Raw genomic sequence first — 16,837 nt, forward strand, 5'->3', positions numbered from 1 at the left:
TGCCACGTCCCCGCGATCCACGAGGTCGTTCTGCCCGCCATTCGGCGGTAAAGACCATATTTTCTGTTGTGGTCCGACTCTTGGCGACGTTACCGGAGCCCGGGACGGACTCCGAGTACCGCGCTGCCGACGCGTACGTGTGTCGCTCCGGCCGCAACGGCCTCCTCGAGGTCCGCACTCATCCCTGCCGACACCATCGTCGCAGTCGGATGGGCTCGCCGCAGGACAGTCGACAAATCCATCAGCCGGTCGAAAGCGGCCCGTTGACGCCCCGCATATTGTCCGGTGAGCGGGGCGACGGTCATCAGGCCGCCGAGCCGGAGCCCCTCCGAGGAGGCGATCAGGGCCGCCAGTTCCTCGACCCCGCCGGGTGCCACGCCGCCGCGCTCGCCGCGCTCCTTCTCCTCGGCGTCCAGCGCGACCTGGATCAGGCAGCCGATCTCGCGGCCGGTCCGCACCGCCTCCTTGGAGAGCGCGGTGACCAGTCGGGACCGGTCCACGGACTGCACCATTTCGGCATAACCGGCCACAGAGCGGACCTTGTTGGTCTGCAGCTGGCCGACGAAGTGCCACGAAAGCGGCAGATCCGCACAGGCCGCGGCCTTGGGCGCGGCGTCCTGGTCGCGGTTCTCGGCGACGTGCCGCACGCCGAGTCCGGCGAGGATCCGTACGTCGCTCGCCGGATAGGTCTTGGTGACCACGATCAGGGTCACCTCTTCGCGTGCCCGGCCCGCGGCCGCGCAGGCCGCGGCGATCCGGTCCTCCACCCGGGCGAGGTTGGCGGCGAGTTCCTCGCCGCGTTCTTCCACAGCGCGTTCCGTCATGCCTCTTCAGTCCAGCCAGACGTAGCCCGCGAGCCGGCCGGTGGCGCGGTCGCGGCGGTACGAGAAGTGATCGGGCGACTCCATGGTGCACACCGGGGAACGTCCCACGTCACGCACCCCCAGCCGCTCCAACTGGGCGTGCACCCCGGCGGCCACGTCCACCGCGGGAGTGCCCCAGGAGGTCTCGGCGTACGCGGCCGGCTCGACGGCGGCGACCTCGGCGCGCATCCGCTCCGGCACCTCGTAGCACCGCCCGCACACCGACGGGCCGGTGCGGGCCACGATCCGGGAGGGGTCCGCGCCCCGATCGGTCATCGCCTTCACCGCGGCCGGGACCACGCCGGCCACCATGCCCGGCCGCCCCGCGTGCGCCGCGGCGGCGACGCCGGCCACCGGGTCGGCGAGGAGGACCGGAACGCAGTCGGCGGTGAGGACCGCGAGGGCCAGGCCGTCGCGGGCGGTGACCAGGGCGTCGACCGAGGGGATCGCGGTCCCGTCGCCCCACGGCCCGTCCACCTCGGCCACGTCGGCGCCGTGGACCTGGTTCATCCAGACCACCCGGCCGGCGTCCAGGCCGAGCCCGGCCGCGGCCCGCTTGCGGTTGGCGAGCACGGCGGCAGGGTCGTCGCCCACCGCGCCGCCGAGATTGAGCTGCTCATACGGAGCGGCGCTCACCCCGCCCCACCTGTCGGTGAAGGCGAAGTGCGCGCCGCTGACGCTCTCGCGCTGATCTATCACTGGGGCAGTGTCACTTCAGGAAGTCCGGGACGTCCAGCTCCTCGGCCATGCTGTCCGGGTAGGTGCGGGACTGCGGGAGCGGCGGGACCACCGGGGGCACCGGCGCGGGGGCCGGACGCTCGGCGACCGGCTCGGGCGCGGGGGCCGGCGCGGGAGCGGGCACCTCCTCCTTGGGGGTGACGCTGCCGAGCGACCCGAAGGAGGGGCGGGCGGTCTCGGCGGGCCGCGCCGGGGCGGGCTCCTCGCGCTTGGAGGCCGAGCCGAGGACGTTCTCCCGCTTGGCGGGGGGCTGGCCGCCGTCGAACCCGGCAGCGATCACGGTGACCCGGACCTCGTCGCCGAGCGCGTCGTCGATGACCGCGCCGAAGATGATGTTGGCCTCGGGGTGCGCCGCCTCGCTCACCAGCTGGGCCGCCTCGTTGATCTCGAAGAGACCGAGGTCGGAGCCGCCGGAGATGGAGAGCAGGACGCCCCGGGCACCGTCGATGGAGGCCTCGAGCAGGGGCGAGGAGATCGCCATCTCGGCGGCGGCCACCGCGCGGTCGTCGCCGCGGGCGGAGCCGATGCCCATCAGGGCGGAGCCCGCCTCGGACATCACGGACTTGACGTCGGCGAAGTCGAGGTTGATGAGACCGGGGGTGGTGATCAGGTCGGTGATGCCCTGGACACCGGAGAGCAGGACCTGGTCGGCCGACTTGAAGGCGTCCAGGACCGAGACCTGGCGGTCCGAGATGGACAGCAGCCGGTCGTTGGGAATGACGATGAGGGTGTCCACCTCGTTGCGGAGCTCGGCGATGCCGTCCTCCGCCTGGTTGGCGCGGCGGCGCCCCTCGAAGGTGAACGGACGGGTGACCACGCCGATGGTCAGTGCCCCCAGCGAACGCGCGATGTTGGCCACGACGGGCGCGCCGCCGGTACCGGTGCCGCCGCCCTCGCCGGCCGTCACGAAGACCATGTCGGCCCCCTTGAGGACCTCCTCGATCTCCTCGCGGTGGTCCTCGGCGGCCTTGCGGCCGACCGCGGGGTTGGCGCCGGCGCCGAGTCCGCGGGTGAGTTCGCGGCCGACGTCGAGCTTGACGTCGGCGTCGCTCATCAACAGCGCCTGAGCGTCGGTGTTGATGGCGATGAACTCGACGCCCTTGAGACCGACCTCGATCATCCGGTTGATGGCATTGACACCACCGCCGCCGACACCGATGACTTTGATGACTGCGAGGTAGTTCTGCGGTGCTGCCACGTCGAAGGCCTCTCGCCTCGAGTTACGTGCCGGATGCCTCGCGAGTTCCCCGCGAAGCCCCGGCTGATGCCGAATGGGACGGTCCGAACGCCGACCCGAACCCTAACGGTGAAGTTTAGGGTTACCAGTGTGTCTGTTCCCTGGACTATTCCGAACAGGACACTAGGTCGACAAGTGGCGCACGTTCAACGAACACGCCGAACCTCCCGCTTTTCTTTTCACCCTATGTGATCAAGCACGTGAGTGCCCAGTCCGGGTGCTGGCCTGCGCTGATGTGCGTCAACTCGCCGCTGACGCAGGGGCGGAGGGAACACTGACGTCAAAAACACGGGCCTTCGGGGTTGCCTTCATCAGGGCGCGCAGGGTACGGGCCTTCGCCGCGCCCTCCTCCGGACTGCCCCACCGGACGGTGCGGCCGTCCTTCAGTTCCAGCGAGAAGGCGTCGAAGGTACGGACCTTGACCGTGCGGGTGGTGCGGGCGACCGGTTCCGGGATGTCCCGCGCCACCCGGACCGCCTCGCTCACCAGGCGGTCGCGGCCGAACCGGCGCAGCGACGAGGCGGCCGACTTGCCGCTCTCCGGGTCGAGTTCGAGGAGCGGCACGGACTCCGGCGCCCTGCTCAGGGTGGCGAACCGCACGCCCGAGCGGTCGACTTCGACGTATCCGTCCCGTTCCGCGAGGACCAGGACGGCGGTGCGCTCGGTGATCCGCAGCGTGACGCCGTGGGGCCAGTCCCGCTCGGCCTCCACCGACTCGACGCGCGGCAGCGCCTCGCGGATCCGGGCCTCGACGGCCCCGGTGTCCACGGAGGCGAGCGGCAGGCCGTCGGGGAGGCCGGCGGCGCGCCGCACCTCGTCCTCGCCGAGGACGCGGGTGCCGCCGACTCCCACCTCGGCCACCCGCAGCCACGGCGATCCGTACAGCAGCCAGATCAGCCCGGCGGTGAGCAGGGCCGCCGCCGCACCCGCGATCACCAGGGTGCGCGGGCGGGGCGGGGCGGGGAGGCGGCCGCGCCAGGAGGGCCGGGACCGGGGTTCCCCGGCCGGATCCCGGCGGCGTTCACCGCGTTCGGCCGCGGTCGTCGTTCCGGCCACGCTCCCTGCCCTCCGTCGTGCTGCGCGCCGCGTGCCGCGGCCTGTCCCCCGCCGCCCCGCCGACCGTCCGGTCAGGCGCGGCGGGCCTCGGCGATCGCCTCGTACACCATGCCGACGAGCAGTTCGTCGGCGTCCCGGCGGCCGAACTCGGCGGCGGACCGGGACATCTGGTACAGCCGGTGCGGGTCGGTGAGCACCGGGATGACGCTCTGCAGGACCCACTCCGGGGTCAGCTCCGCGTCGTCGACCAGCATGCCGCCGCCGGCCTTGACCACCGGCTGGGCATTGAGCCGCTGTTCGCCGTTGCCGATGGGCAGCGGGACGTAGGCGGCCGGGAGCCCGACGGCGGAGAGTTCGGCGACGGTCATCGCGCCGGCGCGGCAGAGCATCATGTCCGCCGCCGCGTAGGCGAGGTCCATCCGGTCCAGGTAACTCACCGGGATGTACGGGGGCATGCCCGGCATCTGGTGGACCTGCGGCAGTTCGTTCTTGGGGCCGACCGCGTGCAGGATCTGGACGCCGGACTGCTGGAGCCGCGGGGCGACCTGCTGGATCACCTCGTTGAGCCGGCGGGCGCCCTGGGAGCCGCCGGTCACCAGCAGGGTGGGCAGGTTGGGGTCGAGACCGAACGCGGCGCGCGCCTCGGGGCGCACGGCGGCGCGGTCCAGGGTGGCGATGGAGCGGCGCAGCGGGATGCCGATGTAGCGGGCGCCGCGCAGCTTGCTGTCCGGGGTGGCGACGGCGACGCGGGAGGCGTACCGGGAGCCGATCTTGTTGGCCAGGCCGGGCCGGGCGTTGGCCTCGTGGATGACGATCGGCACGCCCAGGCGCTTGGCGGCCAGGTAGCCGGGGAGCGCGACGTAGCCGCCGAAGCCCACCACGGCGTCGGCCTTGGTGCGCTCCAGGACCTCCTCGGCGGCCCGGATGGTGCCGCGCAGCCGGCCGGGGACGGTGATCAGCTCCGGGGTGGGCTTGCGCGGCAGCGGGACCGCCGGGATCAGCGCCAGCTCGTAGCCGCGTTCGGGCACCAGACGGGTCTCCAGGCCTCGTTCCGTGCCCAGGGCCGTGATGCCCACGCTCGGGTCCTGCCTGCGCAGGGCGTCCGCGAGGGCGAGCGCGGGCTCGATGTGGCCCGCGGTTCCTCCGCCGGCGAGTACGACATGCACCGAAATTCACCGCTCTCCGGACGAGCGCGCCGAGGCGCGCCGTCGCATCGTGTTCCATCTGCGGGGTTCCCGGACCGGCCGGTTCCTCCCCGCACGCTTTTTACCAAAGCGGGGTTGGCGCATCGCAAGCGCCGCCCGCGCGGCGGGCTCGTCACGCGCGAACGCGATCAGCAGCCCGACGGCGAACATGGTCGGCAGCAGGGCGGATCCGCCGTACGAGAACAGCGGGAGGGGGACTCCGGCGATCGGCAGCAGACCGAGCACCGCACCGATGTTGATCATGGCCTGGGCCGTGATCCAGGTGGTCACGCCTCCCGCGGCGTACCGTACGAAGGGATCCTCCGTGCGTCCGGCCACGCGGATGCCCGCATAGCCTAGAGCGGCGAAGAGGGCGAGCACCGACAGCGTCCCCGCCAGGCCCAGTTCCTCACCGGTGACGGCGAAGATGAAGTCGGTGTGGGCTTCGGGCAGTTGTCCCCATTTTTCCACACTCGCGCCCAGGCCCGACCCGAACAGGCCACCGGAGGCCAGCGCGTAGAGGCCGTGCAGCGCCTGCCAGCACTGGTCCTGCGGCCCGGGGTCGGTGGCGCCCAGGCAGGCCAGGCGGGCCATCCGGTTGTCACTGCTGGTGATGAAGTAGAGGCCGATGGCGCCCGCGACGGACAGCACGCCGGCGAAGAGCCGGGTGGGGGCCCCGGCCAGCCACAGCAGGCCGAAGAGGACCGCGGTGAGGATGATGGCGGTTCCCATGTCGCCGCCGATCATGATCAGCGCGAGCAGCAGGAAGGCCACCGGGACCAACGGGACCAGCAGGTGCTTCCACTGGCTCAGCAGCCGCTTCTCCTGCTTGCGGGCGAGCAGGTCGGCGCCCCAGAGGACTAGGGCGAGCTTGCCGAACTCGCTGGGCTGGATCTGGAAGCTGCCGCCCAGCGGGATCCAGTTCTGGTTGCCGTTGACCGCCATCCCTATCCCCGGGATCTGCACCAGGATCATCAGGCAGACCGAGCAGGCGAGGATCGGGTAGGCCAGCCCCCGGTGCAGCTTGACCGGCATACGGGAGGCGGCGAGCAGGAGCAGGCCGCCGATGACGGCGGCGAGCAGCTGTTTGCGGAAGAAGTAGGCGCCGGGCAGCGAGTAGCGCAGCGCGGTGATCTGGGAGGCCGAGTAGACCATCACCAGGCCGAGCACGGTGATCAGCGAACTGCCGCCCAGGATCAGGTAGTAGGCGGTCAGCGGGCGGTCCCAGGCCTTGCGGGCCCGGTCGACCGCGCGGCGCAGCGGGTTCTCCCGCGCCGGTCGCGCGCGCGGCGCGGTGGCGGGCGCGGGCACGCGGGCGGTACGGCGGCCCGGGCCGGCGGGCCGCTTCGTCCCGTTGCGTTCCATGGCACCCCTTCCGATCGGCGACCGATCCAACCACGCCTTCCCCGGAGCCCGGGGCCCGACCCGCCGGGCGCGCGGGGCCCCGGCGGGCGCGCGGACGGCGGACAGGATGCGAAAGGGCGGTCGGGGAGGCCCCCGACCGCCCTGTGCGTCAGCCCAGTTCGCGGACCGCCGTCTCGAACGCCTCGCCACGGGCGTTGTAGTTGGCGAACATGTCCATCGACGCGCATGCGGGTGCGAGGAGCACGGTGTCGCCCTGCCGGGCGAGGGCGCGGGCCTCGGCGACCGCGGCGGCCATGGCGCCGTCGTCGGTGCGGTCGAGTTCGACGACCGGTACCTCGGGCGCGTGGCGTTCCAGTGCCTCGCGGATCAGCGCGCGGTCGGCGCCGATCAGCACCACGGCACGCAGCCGCTTCGCGGCCCGGGTGACCAGTTCGTCGAAGGTGGCGCCCTTGGCGAGTCCGCCGGCGATCCACACCACGGACTCGTAGGAGACCAGGGAGGCCTCCGCGGCGTGGGTGTTGGTGGCCTTGGAGTCGTCCACGTAGGCGACGCCGTCGACGTCGGCGACGTGGGCGATGCGGTGGGCGTCGGGCCGGAAGGCGCGCAGGCCGTCGCGGACCGCGGTGGCCGGGACGCCGAAGGCGCGGGCCAGGGCGGCGGCGGCGAGGGCGTTGGCGATGTTGTGCGGCACCGAGGGCTGGACGTCGGTGACCTCGGCGAGCTCCTGCGCGTTCTTCTGCCGGTTCTCGACGAAGGCGCGGTCGACGAGGATGCCGTCGACGACGCCGACCTCGGAGGGGCCGGGGGTGCCGAGGGTGAAGCCGATGGCGCGGCAGCCCTCCTCGACGTCCGCCTCGCGCACCAGGTCCTCGGTGGCCTTGTCGGCCTTGTTGTAGACGCAGGCGACCTGGTTGCCCTCGTAGATCCGGCCCTTGTCGGCCGCGTAGGCCGCCATGGAGCCGTGCCAGTCGAGGTGGTCGGGTGCCAGGTTGAGGACGGTGGCGGAGTGGGCGCGCAGCGAGGGCGCCCAGTGCAGCTGGTAGCTGGAGAGCTCGACGGCGAGGACGTCGTACTCGGTGTCGCCGAGCACGGCGTCCAGCAGCGAGACCCCGATGTTGCCGACGGCGGCGGTGCGCAGTCCGGCGGCCTCCAGGATGGAGGCGAGCATCCGGGTGGTGGTGGTCTTGCCGTTGGTTCCGGTGACGCAGAGCCAGGGGGCGGGGGTGCGGCCGTCCAGGTCGCGCAGGCGCCAGGCGAGTTCGACGTCGCCCCAGACCGGCACGCCGGCCTGGTCGGCGGCGGCGAACAGCGGCTTGTCGGGCCGCCAGCCGGGCGCGGTGACGATCAGCTCGGTGCCGTCGGGGAGGTCCGCGGCGGAGCCGCTGTCGGATGCCGTGCCGTCGCCGAGGCGGACGGTGACGCCCAGTTCGGCGAGCTCGGCCGCCTGGGCGCGGGCGCGCTCGTCGTCGCCGTCGTTGACGACGGTGACGTGCGCGCCCAGGCCCACGAGGACCTTGGCCGCCGGGACGCCGGACACTCCGAGCCCGGCGACGGTGACGTTCTTCCCCCGCAGGTCTTCCCCCCGCCACTCCTGGCCGTGGGTCACTTGTTGGCCGCCCATCCCGCGTAGAAGATGCCCAGTCCGACGATCACGCACATGCCCTGGATGATCCAGAAGCGGACCACGACCAGGACCTCGGACCAGCCCTTGAGTTCGAAGTGGTGCTGAAGTGGCGCCATCCGGAAGACCCGCTTGCCGGTCAGCTTGAACGAGCCGACCTGGATGACCACCGACATGGTGATGAGGACGAACAGACCGCCCAGCAGCGCGAGCAGCAGCTCGGTGCGGGAGCAGATCGCGAGGCCGGCCAACGCGCCGCCGAGGGCCAGCGAACCGGTGTCGCCCATGAAGATCTTCGCCGGGGAGGTGTTCCACCACAGGAAGCCGAAGCAGGAGCCCATCAGCGCGGCGGAGACCACCGCGAGGTCGAGCGGGTCGCGTACCTCGAAACAGGCGCTGGGGTTGGTGAGGGTGCCCGCGTTGGCGCAGGACTCCTGGAACTGCCAGATGCCGATGTAGGTGTAGGCGCCGAAGACCATCACCGAGGCGCCGGTGGCGAGGCCGTCGAGGCCGTCGGTGAGGTTCACGCCGTTCGACATGGCGAGGATCATGAACAGCGCCCAGACCACGAAGAGGACCGGGCCGATCGACCAGCCGAAGTCCTCGACGAAGGAGATCCGGGTGGACGCCGGGGTGTTGCCCCGGATGTCGGCGAACTGCAGCGAGAGCACCGCGAAGGCGATGCCCACGATGAGCTGGCCGGCCATCTTCGCCTTGGCCCGCAGGCCGAGCGAACGCCTCTTGACGATCTTGATGTAGTCGTCGAGGAAGCCGACCAGGCCCATGCCGGCCATCAGTCCGAGGACCAGCAGGCCGGAGAGCGTGGGCTCGTAGCCGGTGATCAGCTTGGCCGCGAAGTACGCGATGACCGTCGCCAGGATGAAGGCGATGCCGCCCATGGTGGGCGTACCGCGCTTGCTGTGGTGCTCGCGCGGTCCGTCGTCGCGGATGTACTGGCCGTATCCCTTCTTGGCCAGCAGCTTGATCAGCAGCGGGGTGCCGATCAGGGTCAGGAAGAGGCCGATGACTCCCGCGAACAGGATCTGCTTCATCATCGGGCGGCGACCTCACCCTCGAGCAGCGCCTCGGCGACCTTCTCGAGCCCCACCGACCGGGACGCCTTCACCAGGACGACGTCCCCCGGTCGCAGCTCGCTGCGCAACAGGTCGATCGCCGCCTCTGCGTCGGACACGTGCACCGACTCCTCACCCCACGAACCCTCGTTGTATGCGCCCAGTTGCAGCCAGCGGGCCTCCTGGCCACCGACCGCGACGAGCTTGCCGACATTGAGCCGGACGGCGAGCCGTCCGACGGCGTCGTGCTCGGCGAGCGCCTCGTCCCCGAGCTCGGCCATCTGGCCGAGCACCGCCCACGTACGGCCCCCCTTGGCCCGTGCGGACTCACCCATGGCGACGAGCGCGCGCAGGGCGGCTCGCATGGACTCGGGGTTCGCGTTGTAGGCGTCGTTGACGACGGTCACGCCGTCCGGGCGCTCGGTGACCTCCATACGCCAGCGGGAGAGGGAGTCCGCCTCGGAGAGCGCGATGGCGATCTCCTCCGCGGACATGCCCAGCTCATGGGCGACGGCGGCCGCGGCGAGCGCGTTCGACACGTGGTGCTCACCGTACAGGCGCATCGTCACATCGCTGCACCCGGAGGGTGTGTGAAGGCGGAACGCGGGGCGTCCGGTGTCCGTGAGTCGGACGTTCTCGGCCCGAACGTCCGCTTCGTCCGACTCGCCGAAGAAGACCGTCTTCGCCTTGGTCCGGGAGGCCATGGCCTTGACGTACGGATCGTCCATGTTGAGCACGGCGATCCCGCCGTCCTCGGCGGACGGCAGCGCCTCGACGAGTTCGCCCTTGGCCTGGGCGATCTGCTCCCGGCCGCCGAACTCCCCGATGTGGGCGCTGCCCACGTTGAGCACGAGGCCGATCCGGGGCGGGGTGAGCCCGGCGAGGTAGCGGATGTGGCCGATGCCGCGGGCGCCCATCTCCAGCACCAGGAAACGGGTCTCCTCGGTGGCGCTGAGCGCGGTGAGCGGCAGGCCGATCTCGTTGTTGAGCGAGCCCGGGGTGAAGACCGTGGGCGCCTTGCGGCGCAGCACCTGGGCGATGAGGTCCTTGGTGCTGGTCTTCCCGGCGGAGCCGGTGAGGGCGACGAGGGTGGCGCCGAGGCGGGTCACCACGTGGCGGGCGAGCGCGCCGAGGGCGGCCTGGACGTCGTCCACGACGATGGCGGGCACGCCGACGGGACGGGACGCCAGGACGGCGACGGCTCCCGCCTCGACGACCTGCGCCGCGTAGTCGTGGCCGTCGACGCGCTCGCCCGTGAAGGCGGCGAAGAGGCTGCCGGGCGTCACGTCCCGGGAGTCGCGGACGACGGATCCGGTGACCTTGACCGACGGATCCGGTATGTCGTGCGTCTGCCCGCCGACGGCTTCTGCGATCTCGGCGAGGGAGAGGGCGATCACTGGTTCATCCCTGGGTCTTCTGAAGTGCCTGGGTCTTCTGGACGGCTTCGCGGAGGACCTGGCGGTCGTCGAAGGGCCGGACGACCCCGGCGATGTCCTGGCCCTGCTCGTGGCCCTTGCCCGCGACGAGCACGGTGTCGCCGGGCCGGGCGAGCGCGACGGCGGCCTCGACGGCGGCGGCCCGGTCCTCGAAGACCCGGACCTCGCCGCGTTCGTGGGCGGGCACCGACGCCGCGCCCTCGAGCATGGCGGCGAGGATCGACAGGGGGTCCTCGGAGCGGGGGTTGTCGGAGGTCAGCACGGCGGTGTCGGCAAGCCGGGCCGCGGCGGCGCCCATCGGGCCCCGCTTGGTGGTGTCGCGGTCGCCGCCGCAGCCGATCACCACGTGGACGCGTCCCTCGGTGACCATGCGCAGGGCGCGCAGCACCGATTCGACGGCGTCGGTCTTGTGGGCGTAGTCGACGACGGCCAGGTAGGGCTGTCCGGCGTCGACGCGCTCGAGGCGGCCGGGGACGCCGGGCACCGCGGCGACGCCGTCGGCGGCGGTCTGCGGGTCGAGTCCGGCGGCGGCCAGGGCGACGATCGCGGCGAGGGTGTTGGCCACGTTGAACCAGCCGGGCAGCGGGGCGCGGGCGGTGATCCGCTCGCCCTGGGGGCCGACCGCGGTGAACGTGGAGTCCAGCGGTCCGGTCTCGACGTCCTCGGCGCGCCAGTCGGCGTCGGGGCTGCCGTCGGCGGAGTAGGTGATCACCGGGACGCCCGCCTCGCGGGCGAGGCGGCGGCCGTGCTCGTCGTCGAGGTTGACCACGCCCAGGCGGCTGCGTGCGGGGGTGAAGAGGCTCGCCTTGGCCCGGTAGTAGTCCTCCATGTCCGGGTGGAAGTCCATGTGTTCCGGGCTGAGGTTGTTGAAGACGGCGACGTCGAAGACGCAGCCGTCGACCCGGCCGAGCACCAGGGCGTGGCTGGAGACCTCCATGGCGACCGCGTCGACGCCGCGTTCGCGCATCACCGCGAAGAGGGCCTGGAGGTCGGTGGCCTCGGGGGTGGTGCGCTCGGACTTGATGCGCTCGTCGCCGATGCGCGTCTCGACCGTGCCGATCAGGCCGGTGGAACGCGCGGTGCGCAGTCCGCCCTCGACCAGGTAGGCAGTGGTGGTCTTGCCGGAGGTGCCGGTGATGCCGATCTGCAGCAGGGCGTCCCCCGGGCGGCCGTAGATCGTGGCGGCGAGTTCGCCCATCCGGCCGCGCGGGTCCTCGGTGACGAGGACCGGCAGGCCGGTGGCGGCGGCGCGGTCGGCGCCGACCGGGTCGGTGAGCACGGCGGCCGCGCCGAGGGCGGCGGCCTGGGCGGCGAAGTCCGCGCCGTGGGCGCGCGCGCCCGGCAGGGCGGCGTAGAGGTCGCCGGGGCGCACGGCGCGGGAGTCGTGGGTGATGCCGGTGACCTCGGCGCCGCTCGCGGGACCGGGGGCGCCGAGCGATCGGGCCAGCTCCGCGAGGGGGGTGGCGCCGGTCCGTTCGGGCCTCGGCGGCCCCGCGGGTTTCGCGGACGCGGCCTGCGTGTGGGGGGACTGATCAGCGTGTGGCACGGCGGTGAGCGTACCGGGCGCGGGGGTGCCGGAGCGAAGCGAGGGGCCGGGCGGGGCGTGGCCGGATCCGTCGGCGGGACCGGGGCCGGAGGTGATCGTCGTCACGGGCTTTCCTGGTGTTCTGGGCGGTGCTGACGGGGGACGCCGTGCCTCACGGCTTGCGGGCGGCTTCGGGGTCGAAGGTGACGGGCAGTCGGGCCGGTTCCTCTCCGGTGGGCGGGATCTGGAGGGTCTTCAGGGCGAATTCCATGACCTGCTTGTGCACGGGACCGCAGATCTGTCCGCCGAAGTGGCTGCCCTCGGTGGGGTTCTGGATGACGCAGTAGACGGTGATCCGCGGCTTGTCGGCGGGGGCGAATCCGGCGAAGGAGGACGTGTAACCGCGGTAGTTGCCGGTCTTGGGATCCACCCGGTTGGCGGTGCCGGTCTTCCCGGCCACCCGGTAACCGGGGATGCGCGCCTTGGTGCCGGTGCCCTCGCCGTCATCGACCACGGACTCCAGCATCCGGGAGAGGGTGCGGGCGGTCTTCTCGCTGATCACCCGCTTCTTCTCCGGCTCCTCGGCCGCGGTGAAGCGGCCGTCGGGGCCGCGGGTGCCGCGGACCAGGGTGGGTTCCACCCGCACGCCGCCGTTGGCGACCGTCGAGTAGACGGAGGCCGCCTGGAGGGCGTTGACGGAGACGCCCTGGCCGAAGGGGATCGTGTACTGCTGCGAGGTCGACCAGTCCTCGGGCCGGGCCAGGATGCCCGAGGTCGCGCCGGGCAGGCCGAGCCCGGTGGGCTGCCCGATGCCGAACTTGCGCAGGTAGGAGTGGAGGACCTTGTTGGCCTCCCGCTGGGTGTCGCCCAGCTGGCCGGTGGCCATGATGGTGCCGATGTTGCTGGACTTGGCGAGCACGCCGTTGAGCGTGAGGTGCCAGGTCTCGTGGTCGATGTCGTCGCGGAAGAGCCGGTCGCCGCGGTGCAGCCGGTTGGGCACCGTGACGTGGGTCAGCGGGGTGGCCACGCCCTCGTCGAGGACGGCGGCCATGGAGATCACCTTGGCGGTGGAGCCGGGTTCGTAGGCGTCCTCGACGGCGGCGTTGCGCAGGGCGGCGGGATCGGCCTCCGAGAGGTCGTTGGGGTCGAAGCCGGGGGCGTTGGCCATGGCCAGGATCTCCCCGGTGCGGGTGTCCTGGACGATGACGTAGCCGCGGTCGGCCTCGGACTTCGCCACCTGGTCGCTGATGGCCTTCTGCGCGGCCCACTGGATGTCGCGGTCGATGGTGAGCTCGACGGTGGAGCCGGGCACGGCGGGCTTCTCGCTCAGGCCCGCGGTGGGCACCTGGCGGCCGCCGGACTGCGCGTAGCGGATCTCGCCGTCGCGGCCGGCCAGGGTCTCCTGGAGCTGCCGTTCGATGCCGCCGCCGCCCTCGCCCTCGGCGTCGACCCAGCCCAGCACGGTGGCCGCCAGGTCGCCGTTGGGGTAGACGCGCTTGCTGCTGGGGGCGGAGAAGACACCGGCCAGCACGTTGACCACGCCGGAGCCCTCCCTCTCCTGGCGGGCCAGTTCGGCCTTGAGGTCGGCGATCTGCTGCCACTCCTGGGGGGTGCGGCGGCGGGCGAGCAGCACGTACATGGTGTTCTTCGTCCGCAGCTTGCGGGCGATCTCCGCCTGGTCCTCCCCGTCACCGCCGAGGACCTGGGTGAGCAGTTCGGCGGCCTGTTCGGGGGCGTCGTCGACGCCGGTGGCCTTGCGGGTGAACATCGTCGGGTCGGCGGTGATGTCGTCGGCGGCGACGCTGCTGGCGAGGGCGACGCCGTTGCGGTCGGTGATGGCGCCGCGCTCCGCCTCGACCTTCTGGTCCACGTAGCGGTTCTGCTGGGCCTTGGCGGTGTAGGTGCTCGCGTCGACCGCCTGGACCTGGAGCAGCCGCACCAGGAAGGCGGAGAGCACCAGGGTGAGGGCGAGGCCGATCAGGCGCAGCCGCGGGCGGGGACTGCCGAGCCGCAGCGGCTTGGCTCCGGAGGGGCGGCGCGGCGGCGTGGGCCGGCCGCCGCCCCGTGCGCCGCGGCCGCCGGTGCCGGACGGGCGGCGGCCGGCGGCTCCGGCGCGGCCCTGCCGGGCGGGAGCGGGGACGCGGCGTCGCTGGGCTTGCCTGTCGGGCACTTCCGTCACCTGCCGGGGGTCGGAGAACTCGGGTCGGACGCCGCGGGGCTGCCGGACGGCGTGGCCGCCGCGCCCGCGGATCCCGGCGCGGTGGGGGACGCGGCGGCGGAGCCGCGCGGTTCCCCGCTGCCGGAGGGGGCCTGGGTGCCACCGGGGCCGGCGGCGCCCGGTGAGCCGGACGCTCCCGCCGACGGGGGCGGCGCGGTGGCGGGGCCCGGCTCGCCGCGGACGGTTCCGTCGGGCTGCAGGAAGGCGGGGTCGCCGCCGGGCACCATGCCCAGCTCCTGCGCGCGGCGGGCCAGCGCGTCGGGCTGCGCGTAGGCGTCCACGTCGCGCTGCAGGGCCTGCTCCTCGTCGGTCAGCGTCTTGGTCTCGCCCCGCAGGTCCGACAGGCGGAACGACCCTTCGCTGAGCGCCGAGTTGAGCAGCAGCAGGGTGATCAGCCCGCCTCCGAGCAGGGCAACCACGAGCAGCACGAACGGGGTACGGGCGGCCTGGCTGGTCCCGGTGGGCAGCAGCGACGCGAGCCGTGCCGCCCGGCCCCTCAGGCGGGGTTCTCCGCTCATCCGCCCTCCCCGGGGTGCCTGGCGCGACGCCCGGCGCTCATTTGACGTCCTCCCTGATCCGCTCCGCTCCGCGGAACCGGGCGGGGGCGGCCCGCCGGTTCTCGGCGATCTCCTCGTCGGTGGGCAGTTCGGCACCGCGGGTGAGCAGCTTCAGCCGGGGCTGGTACTCCTCGGGCACGATGGGCAGGCCGGGCGGCGCGGTGGTGGCGGCGCCGGCCGCGAAGACCTGCTTGACCAGCCGGTCCTCCAGCGAGTGGTACGACAGCACGCCGATCCGTCCGCCGACGGCGAGCGCCTTCACGGCGGCCGGGATCGCCCGCTCGAGGACGCCCAGCTCGCCGTTGACCTCGATGCGCAGTGCCTGGAAGGTCCGCTTGGCGGGGTTGCCGCCGGTGCGCTTGGCGGCCTGCGGCAGGGCGTCGCGGATCAGCTGGACCAGGCGGGCGCTGGTGGTGAACGGCTCCTTCTCGCGCTCGCGGACGATCGCGGAGACGATCCGCTTGGCCTGCTTCTCCTCGCCGTACGCGCGCAGGATGCGGACGAGTTCGCCGGGCGGGTAGGTGTTGAGGACCTCGGCCGCGCTGATCCCGGTGGTCTGGTCCATGCGCATGTCCAGGGGGGCGTCCTGGGCGTAGGCGAAGCCGCGGTCGGCCTCGTCGAGCTGCATGGAGGAGACGCCGAGGTCGAACAGGACGCCCTGGACGCCGTGCGCGCGGGGGATGCCGAGGCGGTCGAGGACCTCGGGCAGCTCGTCGTAGACGGCGTGCACCAGGGTGGCGCGGTCGCCGAATGGGGCGAGCCGTTCACCCGACAGACGCAGCGCCTCCTTGTCGCGGTCCAGGCCGATGAGCCGGGCCTCGGGGAAGCGGGTGAGCATGGCCTCGCTGTGCCCGCCGAGGCCGAGGGTGCAGTCGACGACGACCGCTCCGGGCCGCTCCAGTGCGGGCGCCAGCAGATCCAGGCACCGCCGGAGCATCACAGGGACATGTCGGCTCTCGCTCAAGGGGCCCTCTCAGGTCCGCGCGGCGCCACGAGCAACCGGGTCCCCGCCCGCTCGCGAAGGGGAGGCCTGCCGGCGCCGGGAGCGTCGGCCGGCCGGGAGCGGGAGGAGGCCGAGCCGCACGTACGCGCCGCGCACGTGGGGAGATCCCGGGCGTGCTCGGCCCGGACTCTCCGGAATTCGGTCCAGCGGGGAGAGTCTCGCGTGTCTCGCCTCCCGCTTCGCGCCACTTTAGTCCACCCTGTCTGCCGGTCAATCAACTGCCCTGCGAGTCGCCCCGTGCCGAGGCGATGGTGCCTCGTTACGGAAGGAATCACCCGTGCGGCGCAATGCACTCCACCCCTGTGGGTTACCTCACACAGAAGATCGACGGCTCTGTTTGTCCTGTTCCGCAAGTGTCGGGACGGGAAGCGGCCAGTAACGTCTTCCCCATGTCGACTTCTGCTTCTGCCGGCTCCGCCTCCTCCGGGGCCGACGTCCGCGGCACCGTGACCGACCGCCTCGTCGATGCGAACCAGCGGTACGCCGCGGCCTTCACCGATCCCGGCATGGACGCCCGTCCGGTGCTGGGTGTGGCGGTCGTCGCCTGCATGGACGCCCGGCTCGACCTGCACGCCGCGCTCGGCCTCGACCTGGGCGACTGCCACACCATCCGCAACGCGGGCGGTGTGGTCACCGACGACGTCATCCGCTCCCTGACCATCAGCCAGCGGGCGCTCGGCACCCGCAGCGTGGTGCTGATCCACCACACGGGCTGCGGCCTGGAGTCCCTCACCGAGGAGTTCCGGCACGAGCTGGAGATGGAGGTCGGCCAGCGCCCGACGTGGGCGGTGGAGGCGTTCCGTGACGTCGACCAGGACGTCCGCCAGTCCATGCAGAAGGTGCGCACCTCGCCGTTCCTGCTCCACACCGACGACGTCCGGGGGTTCGTCTTCGACGTGAGGACGGGTCTGCTGCGGGAGATCGACGCCGCCTGACGGCCCGCGCCGCCGCCCTCCCGACA

14 protein-coding genes are annotated in these 16,837 nt (G+C 72.6%); 1 reads left to right on the forward strand and 13 read right to left on the reverse strand.

Going from position 1 to position 16,837, the window contains the following annotated elements; genetic code table 11:
* Nucleotides 1-89 precede the first annotated feature (89 nt).
* The 13 genes from GBN72_RS17680 to rsmH form a co-directional block, all read right to left on the reverse strand.
* Nucleotides 90-824 carry a YggS family pyridoxal phosphate-dependent enzyme gene (locus tag GBN72_RS17680; RefSeq protein ID WP_439959778.1) on the reverse strand — a complete coding sequence of 245 codons (735 nt, stop codon included), beginning with the start codon at nt 822-824 and terminating at the stop codon, nt 90-92.
* Nucleotides 825-830: 6 nt separating this feature from the next.
* Nucleotides 831-1,562 (reverse strand): peptidoglycan editing factor PgeF, encoded by a 732-nt coding sequence (gene pgeF, locus GBN72_RS17685; RefSeq protein WP_151772817.1) that lies wholly within the window; start codon nt 1,560-1,562, stop codon nt 831-833.
* A 10-nt stretch (nt 1,563-1,572) separates the two neighbouring features.
* Nucleotides 1,573-2,799, reverse strand: a complete 1,227-nt coding sequence (ftsZ, locus tag GBN72_RS17690) for a cell division protein FtsZ (protein WP_151772818.1) — start codon at nt 2,797-2,799, stop codon at nt 1,573-1,575.
* A 279-nt stretch (nt 2,800-3,078) separates the two neighbouring features.
* Entirely contained in the window at nt 3,079-3,894 is an 816-nt protein-coding gene (locus tag GBN72_RS17695) for a cell division protein FtsQ/DivIB (RefSeq protein WP_151772819.1), read from the reverse strand.
* Between the two features lie 71 nt (nt 3,895-3,965).
* Nucleotides 3,966-5,060 carry an undecaprenyldiphospho-muramoylpentapeptide beta-N-acetylglucosaminyltransferase gene (gene murG, locus GBN72_RS17700; protein ID WP_151772820.1) on the reverse strand — a complete coding sequence of 365 codons (1,095 nt, stop codon included), beginning with the start codon at nt 5,058-5,060 and terminating at the stop codon, nt 3,966-3,968.
* Between the two features lie 6 nt (nt 5,061-5,066).
* Nucleotides 5,067-6,443 (reverse strand): putative lipid II flippase FtsW, encoded by a 1,377-nt coding sequence (gene ftsW / locus GBN72_RS17705; protein ID WP_151772821.1) that lies wholly within the window; start codon nt 6,441-6,443, stop codon nt 5,067-5,069.
* A gap of 148 nt (nt 6,444-6,591) precedes the next feature.
* A complete protein-coding gene (murD, locus tag GBN72_RS17710; protein WP_151772822.1) occupies nt 6,592-8,064 on the reverse strand; it encodes a UDP-N-acetylmuramoyl-L-alanine--D-glutamate ligase in 1,473 nt (490 codons plus the stop codon).
* Entirely contained in the window at nt 8,046-9,119 is a 1,074-nt protein-coding gene (mraY, locus tag GBN72_RS17715; protein ID WP_151772823.1) for a phospho-N-acetylmuramoyl-pentapeptide-transferase, read from the reverse strand. Before mraY ends, murD begins: the two co-directional genes overlap by 19 nt.
* Nucleotides 9,116-10,534 carry a UDP-N-acetylmuramoyl-tripeptide--D-alanyl-D-alanine ligase gene (locus tag GBN72_RS17720; protein ID WP_151772824.1) on the reverse strand — a complete coding sequence of 473 codons (1,419 nt, stop codon included), beginning with the start codon at nt 10,532-10,534 and terminating at the stop codon, nt 9,116-9,118. Before GBN72_RS17720 ends, mraY begins: the two co-directional genes overlap by 4 nt.
* A 4-nt stretch (nt 10,535-10,538) precedes the next feature.
* The gene (locus tag GBN72_RS17725) at nt 10,539-12,224 is read right to left on the reverse strand and encodes a UDP-N-acetylmuramoyl-L-alanyl-D-glutamate--2,6-diaminopimelate ligase (RefSeq protein WP_174887155.1); all 1,686 of its coding nucleotides are present in this window, start codon (nt 12,222-12,224) and stop codon (nt 10,539-10,541) included.
* Nucleotides 12,225-12,270: 46 nt separating this feature from the next.
* A complete protein-coding gene (locus GBN72_RS17730) occupies nt 12,271-14,277 on the reverse strand; it encodes a peptidoglycan D,D-transpeptidase FtsI family protein (protein ID WP_151772825.1) in 2,007 nt (668 codons plus the stop codon).
* A complete protein-coding gene (gene ftsL / locus GBN72_RS17735) occupies nt 14,274-14,834 on the reverse strand; it encodes a cell division protein FtsL (RefSeq protein WP_151772826.1) in 561 nt (186 codons plus the stop codon). The genes GBN72_RS17730 and ftsL overlap by 4 nt, the downstream gene beginning before the upstream one ends.
* 37 nt (nt 14,835-14,871) lie before the next feature.
* Nucleotides 14,872-15,837 carry a 16S rRNA (cytosine(1402)-N(4))-methyltransferase RsmH gene (gene rsmH, locus GBN72_RS17740; RefSeq protein ID WP_151772827.1) on the reverse strand — a complete coding sequence of 322 codons (966 nt, stop codon included), beginning with the start codon at nt 15,835-15,837 and terminating at the stop codon, nt 14,872-14,874.
* 428 nt (nt 15,838-16,265) lie between these two features.
* Here rsmH and GBN72_RS17745 point away from each other — a divergent pair, with 428 nt between their 5' ends.
* Nucleotides 16,266-16,811 (forward strand): beta-class carbonic anhydrase, encoded by a 546-nt coding sequence (locus GBN72_RS17745; protein WP_151772828.1) that lies wholly within the window; start codon nt 16,266-16,268, stop codon nt 16,809-16,811.
* The last annotated feature ends 26 nt before the right edge of the window (nt 16,812-16,837 follow it).

Origin of the sequence: Streptomyces abyssomicinicus (assembly GCF_008974245.1) — a bacterium.
Lineage (GTDB): Bacteria > Actinomycetota > Actinomycetes > Streptomycetales > Streptomycetaceae > Streptomyces > Streptomyces abyssomicinicus.

Bases quoted from the DNA above. Each gene is read 5' to 3' on its own strand.
- GBN72_RS17680 (WP_439959778.1), bottom strand. From the start codon at position 824: ATGACGGAACGCGCTGTGGAAGAACGCGGCGAGGAACTCGCCGCCAAC.
- ftsW (WP_151772821.1), bottom strand. From the start codon at position 6,443: ATGGAACGCAACGGGACGAAGCGGCCCGCCGGCCCGGGCCGCCGTACC.
- murD (WP_151772822.1), bottom strand. From the start codon at position 8,064: ATGGGCGGCCAACAAGTGACCCACGGCCAGGAGTGGCGGGGGGAAGAC.
- mraY (WP_151772823.1), bottom strand. From the start codon at position 9,119: ATGATGAAGCAGATCCTGTTCGCGGGAGTCATCGGCCTCTTCCTGACC.
- ftsL (WP_151772826.1), bottom strand. From the start codon at position 14,834: ATGAGCGGAGAACCCCGCCTGAGGGGCCGGGCGGCACGGCTCGCGTCG.
- GBN72_RS17745 (WP_151772828.1), top strand. From the start codon at position 16,266: ATGTCGACTTCTGCTTCTGCCGGCTCCGCCTCCTCCGGGGCCGACGTC.